Origin of the sequence: Litchfieldella rifensis (assembly GCF_042646605.1) — a bacterium.
Taxonomy (GTDB): Bacteria; Pseudomonadota; Gammaproteobacteria; order Pseudomonadales; family Halomonadaceae; genus Litchfieldella; species Litchfieldella rifensis.
The window spans coordinates 1-14,922 of record NZ_JBHRUG010000017.1; the positions used below are offsets into that span (position 1 = coordinate 1).

At 61.5% G+C, this 14,922-nt stretch carries 16 protein-coding genes and 7 tRNA genes; 16 read left to right on the forward strand and 7 right to left on the reverse strand.

The window, feature by feature from the left end:
- Positions 1 to 133: 133 nt before the first annotated feature.
- Positions 134 to 415 carry a WGR domain-containing protein gene (locus ACFOEV_RS07060; protein ID WP_386772439.1) on the reverse strand — a complete coding sequence of 94 codons (282 nt, stop codon included), beginning with the start codon at positions 413 to 415 and terminating at the stop codon, positions 134 to 136.
- Positions 416 to 530: 115 nt separating this feature from the next.
- Between ACFOEV_RS07060 and pdxB the strand changes: the two genes are divergently transcribed.
- Positions 531 to 1,679: a 4-phosphoerythronate dehydrogenase PdxB gene (gene pdxB, locus ACFOEV_RS07065; RefSeq protein WP_386772440.1), complete on the forward strand. Its 1,149-nt coding sequence runs from the start codon at positions 531 to 533 to the stop codon at positions 1,677 to 1,679.
- 149 nt (positions 1,680 to 1,828) lie between these two features.
- Here the strand turns inward: pdxB and htpX are convergent, their stop codons facing one another.
- The 4 genes from htpX to msrB all read right to left on the reverse strand — a co-directional run bounded on the left by htpX (position 1,829) and on the right by msrB (position 5,581).
- Complete coding sequence (htpX, locus tag ACFOEV_RS07070; RefSeq protein ID WP_386772441.1) at positions 1,829 to 2,731, reverse strand: protease HtpX; 903 nt, start codon at positions 2,729 to 2,731, stop codon at positions 1,829 to 1,831.
- Between the two features lie 116 nt (positions 2,732 to 2,847).
- Complete coding sequence (locus ACFOEV_RS07075) at positions 2,848 to 4,080, reverse strand: pyridoxal phosphate-dependent aminotransferase (protein ID WP_386772442.1); 1,233 nt, start codon at positions 4,078 to 4,080, stop codon at positions 2,848 to 2,850.
- Between the two features lie 15 nt (positions 4,081 to 4,095).
- Positions 4,096 to 5,070 (reverse strand): ribosome biogenesis GTPase YlqF, encoded by a 975-nt coding sequence (ylqF, locus tag ACFOEV_RS07080; protein ID WP_386772443.1) that lies wholly within the window; start codon positions 5,068 to 5,070, stop codon positions 4,096 to 4,098.
- A 109-nt stretch (positions 5,071 to 5,179) separates the two neighbouring features.
- Entirely contained in the window at positions 5,180 to 5,581 is a 402-nt protein-coding gene (gene msrB / locus ACFOEV_RS07085) for a peptide-methionine (R)-S-oxide reductase MsrB (RefSeq protein WP_386772444.1), read from the reverse strand.
- Positions 5,582 to 5,765: 184 nt separating this feature from the next.
- Here msrB and ACFOEV_RS07090 point away from each other — a divergent pair.
- From ACFOEV_RS07090 to ACFOEV_RS07155, 14 genes are all read left to right on the forward strand, one after another.
- A tRNA-Glu gene (locus tag ACFOEV_RS07090) sits at positions 5,766 to 5,841 on the forward strand.
- Between the two features lie 24 nt (positions 5,842 to 5,865).
- Positions 5,866 to 5,940 (forward strand) — tRNA-Gly (locus ACFOEV_RS07095).
- A 100-nt stretch (positions 5,941 to 6,040) separates the two neighbouring features.
- Positions 6,041 to 6,116, forward strand: a tRNA-Glu gene (locus ACFOEV_RS07100).
- Between the two features lie 63 nt (positions 6,117 to 6,179).
- Positions 6,180 to 6,254, forward strand: a tRNA-Gly gene (locus ACFOEV_RS07105).
- A gap of 179 nt (positions 6,255 to 6,433) precedes the next feature.
- Positions 6,434 to 6,509 (forward strand) — tRNA-Glu (locus ACFOEV_RS07110).
- A gap of 53 nt (positions 6,510 to 6,562) precedes the next feature.
- Positions 6,563 to 6,637, forward strand: a tRNA-Gly gene (locus tag ACFOEV_RS07115).
- Positions 6,638 to 6,908: 271 nt separating this feature from the next.
- Positions 6,909 to 7,928 (forward strand): ABC transporter ATP-binding protein, encoded by a 1,020-nt coding sequence (locus tag ACFOEV_RS07120; protein WP_386772445.1) that lies wholly within the window; start codon positions 6,909 to 6,911, stop codon positions 7,926 to 7,928.
- Entirely contained in the window at positions 7,925 to 8,698 is a 774-nt protein-coding gene (locus ACFOEV_RS07125; protein WP_386772446.1) for an ABC transporter permease, read from the forward strand. Before ACFOEV_RS07120 ends, ACFOEV_RS07125 begins: the two co-directional genes overlap by 4 nt.
- A complete protein-coding gene (queF, locus tag ACFOEV_RS07130) occupies positions 8,695 to 9,531 on the forward strand; it encodes an NADPH-dependent 7-cyano-7-deazaguanine reductase QueF (RefSeq protein ID WP_386772447.1) in 837 nt (278 codons plus the stop codon). Before ACFOEV_RS07125 ends, queF begins: the two co-directional genes overlap by 4 nt.
- A gap of 55 nt (positions 9,532 to 9,586) precedes the next feature.
- Positions 9,587 to 10,147, forward strand: a complete 561-nt coding sequence (locus ACFOEV_RS07135) for a nitroreductase family protein (protein WP_386772448.1) — start codon at positions 9,587 to 9,589, stop codon at positions 10,145 to 10,147.
- Positions 10,148 to 10,157: 10 nt separating this feature from the next.
- Positions 10,158 to 10,661, forward strand: a complete 504-nt coding sequence (locus ACFOEV_RS07140) for a YiiD C-terminal domain-containing protein (protein ID WP_386772449.1) — start codon at positions 10,158 to 10,160, stop codon at positions 10,659 to 10,661.
- 116 nt (positions 10,662 to 10,777) lie between these two features.
- Positions 10,778 to 10,865: transfer RNA gene (locus ACFOEV_RS07145), tRNA-Ser, on the forward strand.
- Between the two features lie 183 nt (positions 10,866 to 11,048).
- Entirely contained in the window at positions 11,049 to 11,372 is a 324-nt protein-coding gene (locus tag ACFOEV_RS07150; protein ID WP_386772450.1) for a hypothetical protein, read from the forward strand.
- A 93-nt stretch (positions 11,373 to 11,465) separates the two neighbouring features.
- Complete coding sequence (locus ACFOEV_RS07155; RefSeq protein WP_386772451.1) at positions 11,466 to 12,479, forward strand: isocitrate dehydrogenase; 1,014 nt, start codon at positions 11,466 to 11,468, stop codon at positions 12,477 to 12,479.
- Positions 12,480 to 12,619: 140 nt separating this feature from the next.
- Here the strand turns inward: ACFOEV_RS07155 and pncB are convergent, their stop codons facing one another.
- The gene (gene pncB / locus ACFOEV_RS07160; RefSeq protein WP_386772452.1) at positions 12,620 to 13,822 is read right to left on the reverse strand and encodes a nicotinate phosphoribosyltransferase; all 1,203 of its coding nucleotides are present in this window, start codon (positions 13,820 to 13,822) and stop codon (positions 12,620 to 12,622) included.
- Between the two features lie 120 nt (positions 13,823 to 13,942).
- Here pncB and ACFOEV_RS07165 point away from each other — a divergent pair, with 120 nt between their 5' ends.
- A complete protein-coding gene (locus tag ACFOEV_RS07165; protein WP_386772453.1) occupies positions 13,943 to 14,368 on the forward strand; it encodes a DUF3617 domain-containing protein in 426 nt (141 codons plus the stop codon).
- Between the two features lie 9 nt (positions 14,369 to 14,377).
- Here the strand turns inward: ACFOEV_RS07165 and ACFOEV_RS07170 are convergent, their stop codons facing one another.
- Positions 14,378 to 14,791 carry a SpoIIAA family protein gene (locus ACFOEV_RS07170; protein ID WP_386772454.1) on the reverse strand — a complete coding sequence of 138 codons (414 nt, stop codon included), beginning with the start codon at positions 14,789 to 14,791 and terminating at the stop codon, positions 14,378 to 14,380.
- Positions 14,792 to 14,922 lie beyond the last annotated feature (131 nt).

Sequence of the window (14,922 nt, forward strand, 5' to 3'; positions counted from 1 at the left end):
CCTCTACAGACGAAGTCAGACGAGGCTGCTTCCAGGAGCGGACGGCCTCCCCGGTAACGGGTGCCTAACTCTAGCAACTCATATGGTGTCAACATACAAGGAGCGCCCGTAGTCGCGATGGGGGTGGCCTGATTCAGGCATTATCCAGCAGCGATAGCTGGCGCACTGCGTCGCGGCCCTCGGGAGAGTCGTCCTGGGCCTCGAGCACCTTACGAAAACCGCGGGAGGTCTGGATGGTCGCTACGTCCTCCAGCCACATCATCGCCTGGGCGTGGTCGTCGGCGAGCTGGTGTTTGAGGCCGCCGAACTGGGTGCCGATCTGGCCCCACGCCCGGCTGAAGATCCAATCGCCGAACATGTCCTGATGGATATGCACCAGCACATAATCATGATTACTCTCCCAGCGAACGATCACAGCGACTGACTCCTGCGTGGACAGTGAACCGAAATGGTTCATACATGCTAAGGTGCGCGCTATTGTAAAGGCTTGAGCGTGCCGAACAAGCCAGCACCTGCCAGGAGGAACCGCCATGCGTTTGCTCATCGATCATCAGATTCCCCTGGCCGAGGCCTTCTTCGGCGAACTGGGGGCCTTGAGGCGGCTGCCGGGACGCGAGATCGATGCCACCGCAGTGGCCGATGCCGATATCCTCATCGTGCGTTCCGTCACATGGGTCGACGAAGCGTTGCTGGCCGGTAGTCGCCGGCTGCATTTCGTCGGCACTTGCACCATCGGTACCGACCATGTCGATCGGCAGGCCCTGGACGCCCGGAACATTGGCTTCGCCAGCGCGCCGGGCTGCAATGCCGAGGCCGTGGTCGACTACGTGCTGTCCAGCCTGCTGCTGGTGTGCGAGCGCGAGGGCGTGGAACTCGATGCACGTCGCGTGGGCATCGTCGGGGTCGGCAATGTCGGCGGACGGCTTCATCGACGCCTCGCGGCGCTGGGTGTCGAATGCCTGCTGTGCGACCCGCCCAGGGCGGAGAAGGAGGGCGCCGATGGCTTCGTGTCGCTCGATACCGTGCTCGAGCAGGCGGATATCGTCTGCCTGCATACCCCGCTCGTCGTCGATGGCCCCCATGCCACCCATCATCTGCTCGATGCCGCCCGCATCCATCAGCTGCAGCCGGGGACGGTGCTTCTCAACGCCGGACGTGGCGCCTGTCTCGACGGCGAGGCGCTGCATGAGCGCCTGGCGCAGCGGGCCGATCTCACCGCCATCCTGGATGTCTGGGAACGCGAGCCGGCGATCGACGAGGCGCTATGGCAGCAGGTCGATATCGCCACGCCGCATATTGCCGGCCACAGCCTCGACGGCAAGATGCGTGGCACCGAGCAGGTCTATCAGGCCGTGATGCAATATCTCGGCCTGCCGATACGTCACCATCTCGTCGATCTGGCACCGCCGCCGGCATTGCAGCGCCTGGTGCTGGATGCCGGTTATGGCGTGTGGGAAGCGCTGCGGCTATGCGTACGTGCGTGCTATGACGTTCGCCGCGACATGATGGCGCTGGCCGGCGAGCGGCAGCGCCTGGGCATGGCGGCCGGCTTCGATTACTGTCGGGCCAACTATCCACTGCGCCGTGAATTCTCGACCCTGGAAATCGCCCTCGGGCCCGGGGCCGTCGAGCTGGAGCCCTGGCTGTCGGCGGCGGGGTTCAGGGTGACAATGAGCTAATCCGATCCCCGAGTTACGATCAAGCTGGGCTACGGGCTACGGGCTACGGGCTACGGGCTACGGGCTACGGGCTACGGGCTACGGGCTACGGGCTACGGGCTACGGGCTCCACCAATCGCTCGGAGCTCGTGGCTCGAAGCTCGTGGCCTTTACTGCCGATACGCCGACTCCTTCAACGCCCGAATGCGATCGTCCAGCGGCGGATGGCTGGCGAACAGCCGCTCCATGATCTTGCGGGTCTGGCCGGTGGTGATGGCGAAGGCCGTCAGGGTCTCCGGCATCTGGTCCGGCATCTCGGTTTCCGCCTTGAGACGCCCCAGGGCGTTGATCATGGCCCCGGTGCCGGCGAGCCTGGCGCCGGCGGCATCGGCACGATACTCGCGGAAGCGTGAGAACCAGGCGACGATGGCCGAAGCGACCAGGCCGAACACGATCTCGGCGACGATCACTACCGCGAAGTAGCCCATGAAGCCCAGGCCGCCGCCGTCGCTGCGGCTGCGCAGGAAGTTGTCGACCAGGTGGGCGACGACGCGGGCGAAGAACATCACGAAGGTGTTGAGCACGCCTTGAATCAAGGCCAGGGTCACCATGTCGCCGTTGGACACATGGCCGATCTCATGGGCGAGTACCGCGCGCACCTCTTCCGGGCGCATACGATTGAGCAGCCCGGCGGAGACCGCTACCAGGGCGTCGTCCTTGTTCCAGCCGGTAGCGAAGGCGTTGGACTGCTGGGCGGGAAAGATGCCGACTTCGGGCATTTTGATGCCGGCCTCGCGGGACAGCTCCTCGACGGTGTCGAGCAGCCACTTTTCGGTGGCGTTGCTGGGCTGTTCGATGACCTGGGTCCCGGTACTGCGCTTGGCCATCCATTTGGAGATGAACAGCGACACCATCGCCCCGGCCATGCCGAAGACGAAACAGAAGATCAGCAAGGCGTTGAAGTTGATGCCCTGCGCGGTGAGGTAAGGCGCCACCCCCAACAACCGCAGGGTAATACTGGCCACCAGGATCACCGCCAGGTTGGTGGCCAGAAAGAGGATGATTCGCATCATGTCGGTGTCTCTCCCGCAATCAGGGTAGTCGGGCACACAGTGCCCATTATCAAAACTGCATGTTTAGATACGGCCAATCGCATTGGGTTTCAAGTCATGACGACACCGTCGCTCGTTCATTGACGATAACGCTCCAGGAAGCGGCCGAAGCGCTCCAGGGCATCGTCGAGTTGTTCGGCCCAGGGCAGGGTGACGATGCGCACATGGTCGGGCTCGGGCCAGTTGAAGGCAGTGCCCTGTACCAGCAGGATCTTCTCCTGCAGCAGCAGATCGAGCACCAGCTTCTCGTCATCATGGATGTTGAAGACCTTGGGATCCAGACGCGGGAAAGCGTACAGCGCGCCCTTGGGCGTGGTACAGGACACCCCGGGAATGGCATTGAGCCGCTCGACGGTGATGTCGCGCTGGGCGCGCAGGCGGCCGCCGGGCAGGATCAGGTCGTTGATCGACTGGTAGCCGCCCAGCGCCGTCTGAATGGCATGCTGGGCCGGGACATTGGCACACAGCCGCATCGAGGCCAGCATGTTGAGGCCCTGGATGAAATCCGCCGCACGGTGCTTGGCGACCGTGCCCGACAGGATCATCCAACCGCTGCGGAAGCCGGCACAGCGGTAACTCTTGGACAGGCCGTTCATGGTCACCACCAGTTGGTCGTCGCCGGCCAGTGCCCCGGTGGCGACGTGCTCGACGTCGTCGTAGAGAATCTTGTCGTAGATCTCGTCGGAGAACACCACCAGGTGGTGTTCGCGGGCGATCTCGAGCAACTCGCGAATCACTTCCGGTGGGTAGACGGCGCCGGTGGGATTGTTGGGGTTGATCAGCACGATGGCGCGGGTGTGGCTGGTGACCTTGGCGCGGATATCGGCCATGTCCGGCGCCCAGTCGGCTTGTTCGTCGCACATGTAGTGTACCGGGCGACCGCCGGACAGGTTGGCGGCGGCGGTCCACAGTGGGTAGTCCGGGGCCGGGATCAGCACCTCGTCGCCGTCGTTGAGCAGCGCCTGCATGGCCATCACGATCAGCTCGGAGACGCCGTTGCCGATATAGATATCCTCGATGCCGACCCCGGGCACGCCCTTGCGCTGGCATTCCTGCATCACTGCCTTGCGTGCCGAATAGAGCCCCTTGGAGTCGCAGTAGCCCTGGGCGGTGGGCAGGTTGCGCATCACGTCCTGAAGGATTTCTTCCGGGGCCTCGAAACCGAACGGTGCCGGATTGCCGATATTGAGCTTCAGGATGCGCTGGCCTTCGTCTTCCAGGCGCTTGGCGTGGTCGAGCACCGGGCCGCGGATGTCATAACAGACGTTGTCGAGTTTGTGCGATTTCCTGATCGGAGTCGGGGTGTCCATGAAATGTCCGTCAACTCAGTTAGCGTTATGGGGCAGGGTGTCATCGGTGTCGGGGGCTGGTGCTTCCATGTCGGGGGCCGGGGGAGGAATGTCCGCGGGCGTCTCCAGGGTCACCGGGCCGAGCTTACCGTCGCGCATTTCATGCAGCAGCACTTCGGCGCCCCGATGCAGGTCGACCTCGCCACCCGGACGCAGGCCGCCACGCTTGGATGCGATCTCCCTGACGATGGCGGTGCCGTCGAAACCGGCCACGGCCAGCAGGTCGAGGCGTTGCGGACCGTCGGCCTCCACCGCCTCGGCATCGGGATGGGCAGCGTAGGGTGGCAGGTCCGACAACTTGTAACGGCGGCGCAGGGCATCGGGATAACGCTTGGCCAGCTCGGCGGCGGTCACCACTGCCACGTCCAGGTAATCGATGGCAGTATCGCGAATGGCGCCGCTGGCCGCTAGGCGGTAAGCGCTGGCCTGGTCCTCGATCTTCGGCCACAGCACTCCGGGGGTGTCGATCAGCGCCACGCGACCGTCGATGCGCACCTTCTGCTGGCGCTTGGTGACCGCCGGTTCGTTGCCGGTCTTGGCGATCTTGCGTCCGGCCAGGCCGTTGATCAGCGTCGACTTGCCGACATTGGGAATGCCCATCACCATCACCCGCACGTCGCGGTCGACGCGTACCTGGCCGGCCAGTTCATGGCACAGCTTGGGGATGCGCTTGAGTTCGCGGGCATTGGTGGTGGTCACCGCCAGCGCACGAGTATCCGTCAGGCCGTCGAAATGCGCCACCCATTCCCGAGTGCGTTCGGGGTCGGCCAGGTCGGCGCGTGAGAGAATCTTCAACACCGGTTTGTGCTCGGTCAGTTCGGCCAGCATGGGATTGGCGCTGGAGTAAGGCAGACGCGCATCGAGGACTTCGAGCACTACGTCGATTTCCGGCAGGGCGTCCTTGATCTGGCGGCGCGCCTTGTTCATGTGTCCCGGGAACCAGCCGAGCATCGTCTCTTCTCCTGCACGCAATGAAAACGGTCACCCATCTTAACAGAAGGGTGACCGTCGTAGGGTGGCTCACGAGAGTCTGGCGGTAGGGCTGACGCGACGGCCGGTGTCATTCCCCCGGGTGGAAGGCAATGGACACCGAATTGATGCAATAGCGCCGTCCGGTCGTTTCAGATGGACCATCGGGAAACACGTGTCCCAGGTGAGCATCGCAGTGGGCACAGACCACTTCGGTACGCTGCATGCCATGCGAGTCGTCCGCATGCTCTTCCACCGAGCCCCTGCCCAGTGGCCGGTCGAAACTGGGCCAGCCGCAGCCGGAATCGAACTTGTGCTCGTTCTCGAACAAGGGGGCATGACAGCACACGCAATGGTAGATGCCGTGTTCGTCGCTGACCCGGTAGTCGCCGCTGAAGGGGCGCTCGGTGCCTTTCTCGCGGGTGACACGATATTGCTCGGGGGTGAGTTGGCTGCGCCATTCGGCGTCGCTTTTCTCGACTTTCTTGCGCATGGCGTTTCTCCGCTACTGTCCCTCGGAATTCCCGGCTTTCTGGCCGACTCCCCTATCTGACAACAAAGCAGGGGGGCATTTCCAGCATAGCCCGCTGGGCTCGAAAATCCCGCTCGGCATGGTCGCTTGACAGCCTTCAGGGCGCTCAGTAACATACGCGCCACCTTGTCGAGGCAAGCGATGCGTCCCATTCGTCTAGTGGTCCAGGACACCGCCCTTTCACGGCGGGAACAGGGGTTCGAACCCCCTATGGGACGCCACCTTTCTCGATCAGGCATCGGCATGCGGGAATAGCTCAGTGGTAGAGCATCGCCTTGCCAAGGCGAGGGTCGCGAGTTCGAATCTCGTTTCCCGCTCCAAACTCCGGTTTGGTGGATGAGTAGGCCAACGTGAGGGTCACGAGCTGGAGCGCCAGCCCGGTCGAATCACGTTATCCCGCTCCAAATACCGGTTTCATGTGTCCCATTCGTCTAGTGGCCTAGGACACCGCCCTTTCACGGCGGTAACAGGGGTTCGAACCCCCTATGGGACGCCACCTTCGTGCCGAGGGAAAGGCAGTAAAGGCAAGACCAGCAGGTGTTGTTTGCGGAAAGTGTTCGCGGGAATAGCTCAGTGGTAGAGCATCGCCTTGCCAAGGCGAGGGTCGCGAGTTCGAATCTCGTTTCCCGCTCCAAACTCCGGTTTGGTGGATGAGTAGGTCAACGTGAGGGTCGCGAGCTGGAACGCCAGCCCGGTCGAATCACGTTATCCCGCTCCAAACACCCACTCCGGTGGGGAGTAGGCCAACGGGTCGCGAGCTGGGGTGCCAGCCCAGTCGATCACGTTATCCCGCTCCAAACTTCCGCTTCATGTGTCCCATTCGTCTAGTGGCCTAGGACACCGCCCTTTCACGGCGGTAACAGGGGTTCGAACCCCCTATGGGACGCCACTTACGCCTCTGGTACCGACTAGGCTTCAGGCCGTCGGTTCTTGTTCCGACAAGCGGGAATAGCTCAGTGGTAGAGCATCGCCTTGCCAAGGCGAGGGTCGCGAGTTCGAATCTCGTTTCCCGCTCCAAAGTTTTACTTCGGCGGAGGTAAGTCGAGGGTCGCGAGCTGGAACGCCAGCCCGGTCGATCTCGTTTCCCGCTCCAAAGTTTTACTTCGGCGGAGGTAAGTCGAGGGTCGCGAGCTGGAGCGCCAGCCCGGTCGATCTCGTTTCCCGCTCCAAAGTTTCATTTCTCCCCCTCGTTCCGGTGACGATCTCGTCGCGAGCATTGATTTTTTTCCATTCGACCGCATCTTTAGGGTCCTAATCGTTTTTTTCACTCTGGATGACAGGTGATCCGATGGCCGAACCGGCACTGTCCATTCGTGGCCTGACCAAGGTTTATGGCAACGGCTTCCATGCCTTGAAGGGCATCGACCTCGACGTCGCTCAAGGCGACTTCTTCGCTCTGTTGGGCCCTAACGGTGCCGGCAAATCCACCACTCTGGGAATCGTCTGCTCCCTGGTGCAGAAGACCGCCGGCAAGGTATCGGTATTCGGCATCGATATCGACCAGGACTTCGCTCGCGCCAAGTATCACCTCGGTGTGGTGCCCCAGGAATTCAACTTCAACCAGTTCGAGAAGGTCGAGGACATCATTCACGCCCAGGCCGGCTATTACGGCATGCCGCTGCGCGAGGCCAAGCCACGCGCCGAACGGTTGCTCAAGGACCTGGGGCTGTGGGACAAGCGCAAGGGCAGTGCGCGCATGCTCTCCGGGGGCATGAAGCGGCGCCTGATGATCGCCCGCGCCCTGATGCACCGGCCCAAGCTGCTGATCCTCGACGAGCCCACCGCCGGTGTCGATATCGAGCTGCGCCGCAGCATGTGGGACTACATGCGGCGCATCAATCGCGAAGAAGGCACCACCATCATCCTCACCACCCACTATCTCGAGGAAGCCGAGAGCCTGTGTCGCAATATCGCCATCATCAACCATGGCGAGATCGTGCAGAACACCAGCGTCCGGGAGCTGCTGGCACAGCTCAATACCGAAACCTTCCTGCTCGACCTGGCGCGACCCATTGACGAGGCACCTCGGCTCGAGGGGTTCGAGGTCCTCAAGGTCGAGAACAGCCAACTGGCGCTTTCGGTCAAGCGTGGCCAGAAACTCAACGATGCCTTCACACAACTGAGCGAGCAGGGCTTTTCCGTGGTTTCGATGCGCAACCGTGCCAACCGTCTGGAGGAAATGTTCGTGTCGATGGTGGAGGACGCCAATGCCGACAATGCGCGTGCCCAGCAGGCTAGGGAGATCGATAGCGACAAGGCGGCGGCCGAAGCGACGCCTCCCCATACCGGAACGGGAGGGCACCGATGAGCCCGATGCAGATCGCCACCGCCTTGTGGACCCTGGTAATCAAGGAGATCAAGCGCTTCACGCGCATCTGGCCGCAGACCCTGTTGCCGCCGTCGATCACCATGACCATGTACTTCATCATCTTCGGCAACCTGATCGGTTCGCGCATCGGCGAGATGGATGGCTACACCTACATGGACTTCATCGTCCCCGGGTTGATCATGATGGCGGTGATCACCAACAGCTACTCCAACGTGGCCTCGTCGTTCTTCTCCAACAAGTTCCAGCGTAGCGTCGAGGAGATGATGGTTTCGCCGATGCCCAACTGGGTGATCCTGACCGGGTTTCTGTTGGGCGGCATGGCCCGAGGTCTGGGCGTGGGGCTGATCGTCACCTTCGTCTCGCTGTTCTTCTCCCGCCTGGAAGTGGCGCACCCGCTGCTGACCATCGGCGTGGTGGTGCTCACCGCCGGGCTGTTTTCCATCGGTGGCTTCATCAATGCGCTACTGGCCGACAAGTTCGACGATATCTCCATCGTGCCGACCTTTGTGCTCACGCCGTTGACCTATCTGGGCGGGGTCTTCTACTCGATCTCGCTGCTACCCGACTTCTGGCAGGGGGTGTCGATGCTCAACCCCATCCTGTACATGGTCAACGTCTTCCGTTACGGCTTCCTTGGCGTGTCGGACATTCCGGTGGCACTGGCGCTGGCCGCCATCCTGGCCTTCATCGTGGTATTGTTCGGGGTGGCATTGTGGATGCTGGAGCGAGGGCAGGGCATACGATCATGAAGACTGAACGACCCGATACCTTGCAGAATGCGCCGCTGGGGCGTGAGTCCGCGTACCCCGAGCATTATGATGCCGGGCTGCTGTACCCCATCGCACGCGCTGTCAATCGTGCGCCGCTGGGCATTCGCGACGACGCCTTGCCGTTCGAGGGCGAGGATGAGTGGCATGCCTTCGAGCTCTCCTGGCTCGATCCCAAAGGCAAGCCGGTGGTGGCGGTCGCGCGCTTTCGCTTGCCGGCCTCGTCGCCCAACCTGATCGAGTCGAAGTCGTGGAAGCTGTATCTCAACGGCTTCAATCAGACTCGCTTCGACAGCCGCGACGAGGTGATCGAAACCCTGGAGCGCGATCTTTCCGCGGCAGCGGGTGCCCCGGTGGTCACCGAAGTGTTCGGTGTCGACGATGAGCGCCTCGCTCCCCGACGCCTGCCTGGCGAGTGCATTGACGATCTGGATATCGAGATCCACGACTATACGCCCAACCCTGGGTTGCTCACGGTGGGCGAAGAGGTCGTCGCGGAGACCCTGTACTCGCATCTCCTCAAGTCCAACTGCCCGGTCACCGGCCAGCCCGACTGGGGCAGCGTGATGATCCATTACCGCGGCCCACGCCTGAATCGCGAGGGTCTGCTCAAGTATCTGGTGTCCTATCGCCAGCATCAGGACTTCCACGAGCACTGCGTGGAGCATATCTTCACCGATCTAATGGCCCGTGCCCGGCCCGAACGCTTGTTGGTGCTGGCACGCTATGTGCGGCGCGGTGGGCTGGATATCAGCCCCTGGCGCGGCACCCCCGGCGAGCGGCCCCCCGAGCCGTTGCGTCTGGCCCGGCAGTAACCGGCTGCGGTAAGCTGAGAAACATTCTCGACTCAGTCAACGTCAGGAGATTTCGATGGATGCGATGACGCTGCTGCACGAACGCAGCTCGATGGGCAAGCTGATGGGGCCGGCTCCCAGTGCCGAGCAGCTCGATGCCTTGTATCGTGCCGCCCTGCGTGCCCCGGACCACAAGGAACTGACGCCCTGGCGTTTTATCGAATTCTCGGGTGAGGGCCTCGACCGCCTCGGCGAATTGTTTGCCGAGGCCGAGTACCGCGAAGACCCGCATATCGACGACGCATACCTGGACGCCGCACGCAAGAAACCCAAGCGCGCGCCGATGATCATCGCCGTGGTCGCCAGGGTCACGCCGGACCTGCCCAAGGTACCCAAGCTCGAGCAGGTGATCTCTGCGGGCTGTGCCGCCCATGCCATGATGCTGGCCGCCCATGCCCAAGGGCTGGGGGCGATGTGGCGCACCGGCCATTTCGCCTTCAACGCCACGGTGCACAAGGGCCTCGGGCTCGGCGAAGAGGACGAGATCGTCGGCTTCCTGTACCTCGGCCAGCCCGGCGGGCGTCACAAGCCACTGCCGAGCCGTGACCCCGAAGATTTCATCGAGCGCTGGAACTGAGGACCAGGCGATGCGCAGCCCCGGTATCCCCCATCCACGCCTACCGCTCCCCGACGCCGAGCAGGGCGATGACCTGGCGGCCTTCCAGGCCTGGCTCGAAGAGGCGATTCCGCTGCTCCCGCACCTCGGGCTTGAAGGCATGGCGTGGCAGGACGATATGCTGGTCTGGGAGCTGCGACTTGCTCCCAACCTCAACGACAAGGGTACCGGCTTCGGTGGCTCGCTTACCGCTCAGAGCACATTGATCGGCTGGAGCTGGACTACCCTGTGGCTGCGTGCCCAAGGCCGCCAGCAGGATGTGGTGGTCACCGAGGCCAGCCAGCGCTTTCTCGCTCCCGTGCGCGGCGACTACCGGCTGGAATGCCGACCCCAGGACAAGTATGCCGCCGCCGGTCTTTCCGAGCAGCTTGCCGACCGCGGCAAGGGACGCATCACCCTGGTACAACGCCTCTATTGCGACCGAACCCTGTGTCTGGAAGCCTGCGGCGATTACGCCGTCCTGCCCGCCAGATAACCGCCTGCCTTCCGAAAAACGGCTTGCAATCGCGGGCTTAGCTCGTTAGAGTATGCGCCGTTCTGACGCACAAGCGAGGGGCTCCATCTCTCGGATTTTGCAAGGAATGACAATGCGGAGGGGTGTCCGAGTGGTCGAAGGAGCACGCCTGGAAAGTGTGTAAGTCGAAAGGCTTCGAGGGTTCGAATCCCTCCCCCTCCGCCACCGAATATGAAGAGGGGAGTCAAGCATAGCTTGACTCCCCTTTTTTATTGCTGGCTTTCGGCTGGTTGCTCGTTCTAGACACAACCGACCTGCGCTTGAAGATCGACAGTGCATGGTGGCTCTCTGACTGGTGTAAGCTAGGCCCGTGCGACTTGTAGCACGCCATCTCTTGGGTCGGTTGTCATGAAAAAGCTGGTATCGCTTCTCATCGTTGTCGCCATGGTCTATGGCGGATTGTTTTTCTACTACGGTGAGGCGGTGAAAGACGCTGTTAAAGAAGGGCTGCGTTCCAGCGGTTTTTCTGCCGTGGAGGTGGTGAGTGCCGACTATGATTGGCTGGCCCCGCTGCGCACTCGCTCTACCGCCTCTGTTGTCGTGCGATACCGTGCTGCGGAAGCGGTGGTCGATGTCAGTGTCAACGGTCATCCGATATTCTCGTCAGAATCGGAAATCGAGCTCAGTGGCCTGCAGATGCTGAATTTCCGTTTCCCCTTGAGTGGGGGCTGATCGCTGCTGCCGGCATGGTGGATCACCACCGGGCGTTACGCCGGTTTTCCCCCACCAATTTGGCGTGGTTCATTTGCTGATAAGGAGGAGTTCATGAGCAACACTATCGCTGTCATCAAAGGGGACGGCATCGGCCCTGAGATAATGGATGCGACACTTCGTGTGCTTGATGCCCTTGGCTGTAATCTTGACTACGAATTTGTTGAAGCAGGCCTGGTTGCATTTGAACAGCATGGCACGCTGATACCAGCGGCATCGCTTGAGACCATTGCCAGGCATCGTGTGGCATTGAAAGGACCATTAACGACACCGATCGGCGGCGGGTTCTCCTCTATCAATGTGCAATTGCGCCGCCATTTCGATCTTTATGCCAATCTCCGACCCGCCATCAGTTTTCCCGGAACTCGCTCGCGTTACGATAATGTCGATATTCTCACGGTGCGTGAGAACACCGAAGGTGCCTATTTGTCGGAAGGGCAGTCTCTTTCCGAGGATGGCCAGACCGCTCTGGCGAGCATACGTACTACACGCAAAGGATCCGAGCGTATCATCCGCTACGCTTTCGAACTCGCTCGTAGCAAAGGCCGCAAGAAAGTCACTGCGGTGCACAAGGCCAATATCATCAAGACCAGCTCTGGCTTGTTTCTCGACGTGGCGCGCGAGGTGGCTCAGGAATATCCCGAGATCGAATTCGAAGAAATGATCGTCGATAATGCCTGCATGCAGCTGGTCATGAATCCTCATCAGTTCGATGTCATTGTCACCACCAACTTGTTCGGAGATATCATCTCGGATCTTTGCGCAGGCCTGGTAGGTGGGTTGGGCCTGGCTCCCGGCGCCAATATCGGTTCCGATGCGGCCATTTTCGAAGCGGTCCATGGTTCTGCCCCGGACATTGCTGGCAAGAACGTCGCCAATCCTTGTGCACTGCTGTTAGCCGCTGCTGATATGCTCGACTATCTGGACATGGCTGAGAAAGCCAGCCGGATACGTATTGCCATTCGAGCTGTGCTGGAGAGTTCGCGGGATCGGGTGACGCCGGATATGGGGGGCAGTGGCACCACCGACTCGTTTGCTGATGCGTTGGTAGCGTATTGTCGTGGATGAAGCATCGCCTACTCTCGTGACGTAATCCGAGGCAAGGCGATTGGCTCCGTGCAGCGCGACAAGGCCAGGACAATGTCCTGGCCGAAACCGTGATCGACTTATTCAAGACCGAATCTGACTGGCTCGTATTTTGAGCCCCATCAATGCTCTACTCCGAAAACGCTCTTCAGATAGTTGACGTAGCCCGCATCACGACAGATCGTCTTGCCCGGTTCGTCGGAGATCTTGGCGACCGGCTGGCCATTGCACGACACCATCTTGATGACGATGTTCATCGGCTGAACGCCGGGCGCGTCGCAGGTCAGGCTAGTGCCGATGCCGAAGCTGGTCTTGATTCGGCCTTCCAGGGCAGTCTTGATCTTCATCGCCTTGTCGAAGGTCAGGGCGTCGCTGAAGATCAGCGTCTTGGTCCTGGGGTCGATACCCAGCTTCTGGTAATGGCGCATGCATTTCTCGGCGAACACCATTGGGTCGCCGCTGTCATGGCGCAACCCATCGAACAGCTTGGCGAAGTACAGATCGAAGTCGTGCAGGAAGGCGTCGAGCGTGATGGTGTCGGTCAACGCAATCCCCAGATCCCCTCGGTACTCCTGAACCCAGGCTTCCAGCGCGGCGCGCTGGCTGTCGACCAGTCGACTGCCCAGTTGCTGGTGCGCCATGACCCACTCGTGCGCCATGGTTCCCATGGGTGGGATGCCGTGGCGGCGGGCGATGTCCACGTTGCTGGTACCGACGAAGTGGCCGGGAAACTCTTTTTCGAGAATCTCGACGATGGCCTCCTGTACTGGCTGAGAGAGGCGCCGCCGTGTGCCGAAATCCGCCAAGTTGAAGCTCGCCAGTTGCTCAGGCGGGTAGTGGTTGCGCAAGGTGTCGAGCTTGTGGCGCAGCTGCGCTACGGCTTGATCGATGGTCACCCGCGGGTAGAGGACGCGATTGCGCACCTCGCTGATGATCGCCAGGATCACGATCTCAAACAGGATGCTGTGGGACCAGGGGCCATCGATGACGATGCACAGCTCACTTCCCTCCATGTACACATCGACATATTCCGGACGGAAGCGGAACAGCTCCAGAAAACGAATGAAGTCGGGCGACATGTAGGAGAACGTACTGAGAAAGGCCGATTCCTCCCTGGTCAGCTGAAGCGTTGCCAATTGATCGACCTGTTCGCGGATCTCACCGATATACGGCTCCAGGTCCTCGGCATTTCGGGAGCGAAATTCCCACGTCACGCTGGCATTGGGATACTTGTGGTGAACCCCCTGCATCATGGTGATCTTGTACCAGTCGGTATCCAGCAGTGAGGTGATAAGCGGCCCTTGGGTGCGGTAGGTTGCGGTCATTGTCGCCTTCCGTATGCTGTCGATGCTGTCTTCGGAGGTTATCCATCCCTGTGGCGTTACGCTACTCTCTAAGGAGGCTGAAGGACCGGCGCGTCATTCATCCTCCTTGGAGAGACGACCATGTTGATCCGCACCCTGATATCCGCCGCTGTCCTGGCCTTGCCACTGTCCGTGCTAGCCGAGGCCCCCAACCTCTCGCCCGGCGAGTGGGAGTTCACCAGCAGTACCTCGGTGGAAGGTGATTTCCCGATCCCCGATGAAACCACCACCAATCGCGAATGCCTGACCCAGGAAGCCATCGACGAAGCGAACACGGCCTTCATCCAGGAAGAGGAGGGGTGCGAAATCCTCGAGCAGGATGCCTCCAGCGACGCCATGAGCTACCGCATGACCTGCGTGGGCGAGGGCGGTGAGGCAACCATCGTCGGTGACATGCAATACATGCACGACCGGGCCGAAGGCACCATGAGGGTGGAAACGACGACCCCGATGGGGGCGATGACCATGAACACCGCCATCGAAGGTCATCGTTTAGGGGATTGCTGACTCTGACTCTCAGCCCGGGGCGGCTCCGCTGTATTCTGCCTCGGGGCGCTCAGGGAGATGCCTGACCCATTCCCTGGCGGCTTCCTTGTCCTGGGTAGCGAAGACGCGTACCTCCAATGGCCTGAACAGACGACTCTCGATGCGGGCGATGGGACGAATCCAGCGCCGATCGGTCACTGCCGCAGCGCGGTAGAAGTGTCGTAGGTCACCGAGCTGGGTCAGGCCGTAGCCGAGGTCGCGCAATATCGCCGTGACGGTCATCCAGCGCATCTCATCGATCTCGGCATAGAGGCTGACCCTGGGGTGGGTCTTCTTGACCTCCTCGATGGCATCGATGGCCTGCTGCAGGTCGTCGGCATCGACCCGTCCGCTGGCCCGCAGGGCTACCACATGGGCGGCGCCCGGGGGGAGCAGTTCGATCATGGCGCTCGTTCTCCTGATCTTGAGCACATCCTTCCCTGAGCATAGCAGGGTGGGGATGCTCCGGCTGCCAATGCAGTGTTGGAGCGGCTTTAGCCCGGGCGGCGTTCCGACGATTCCGGCCGTCAGGCCTG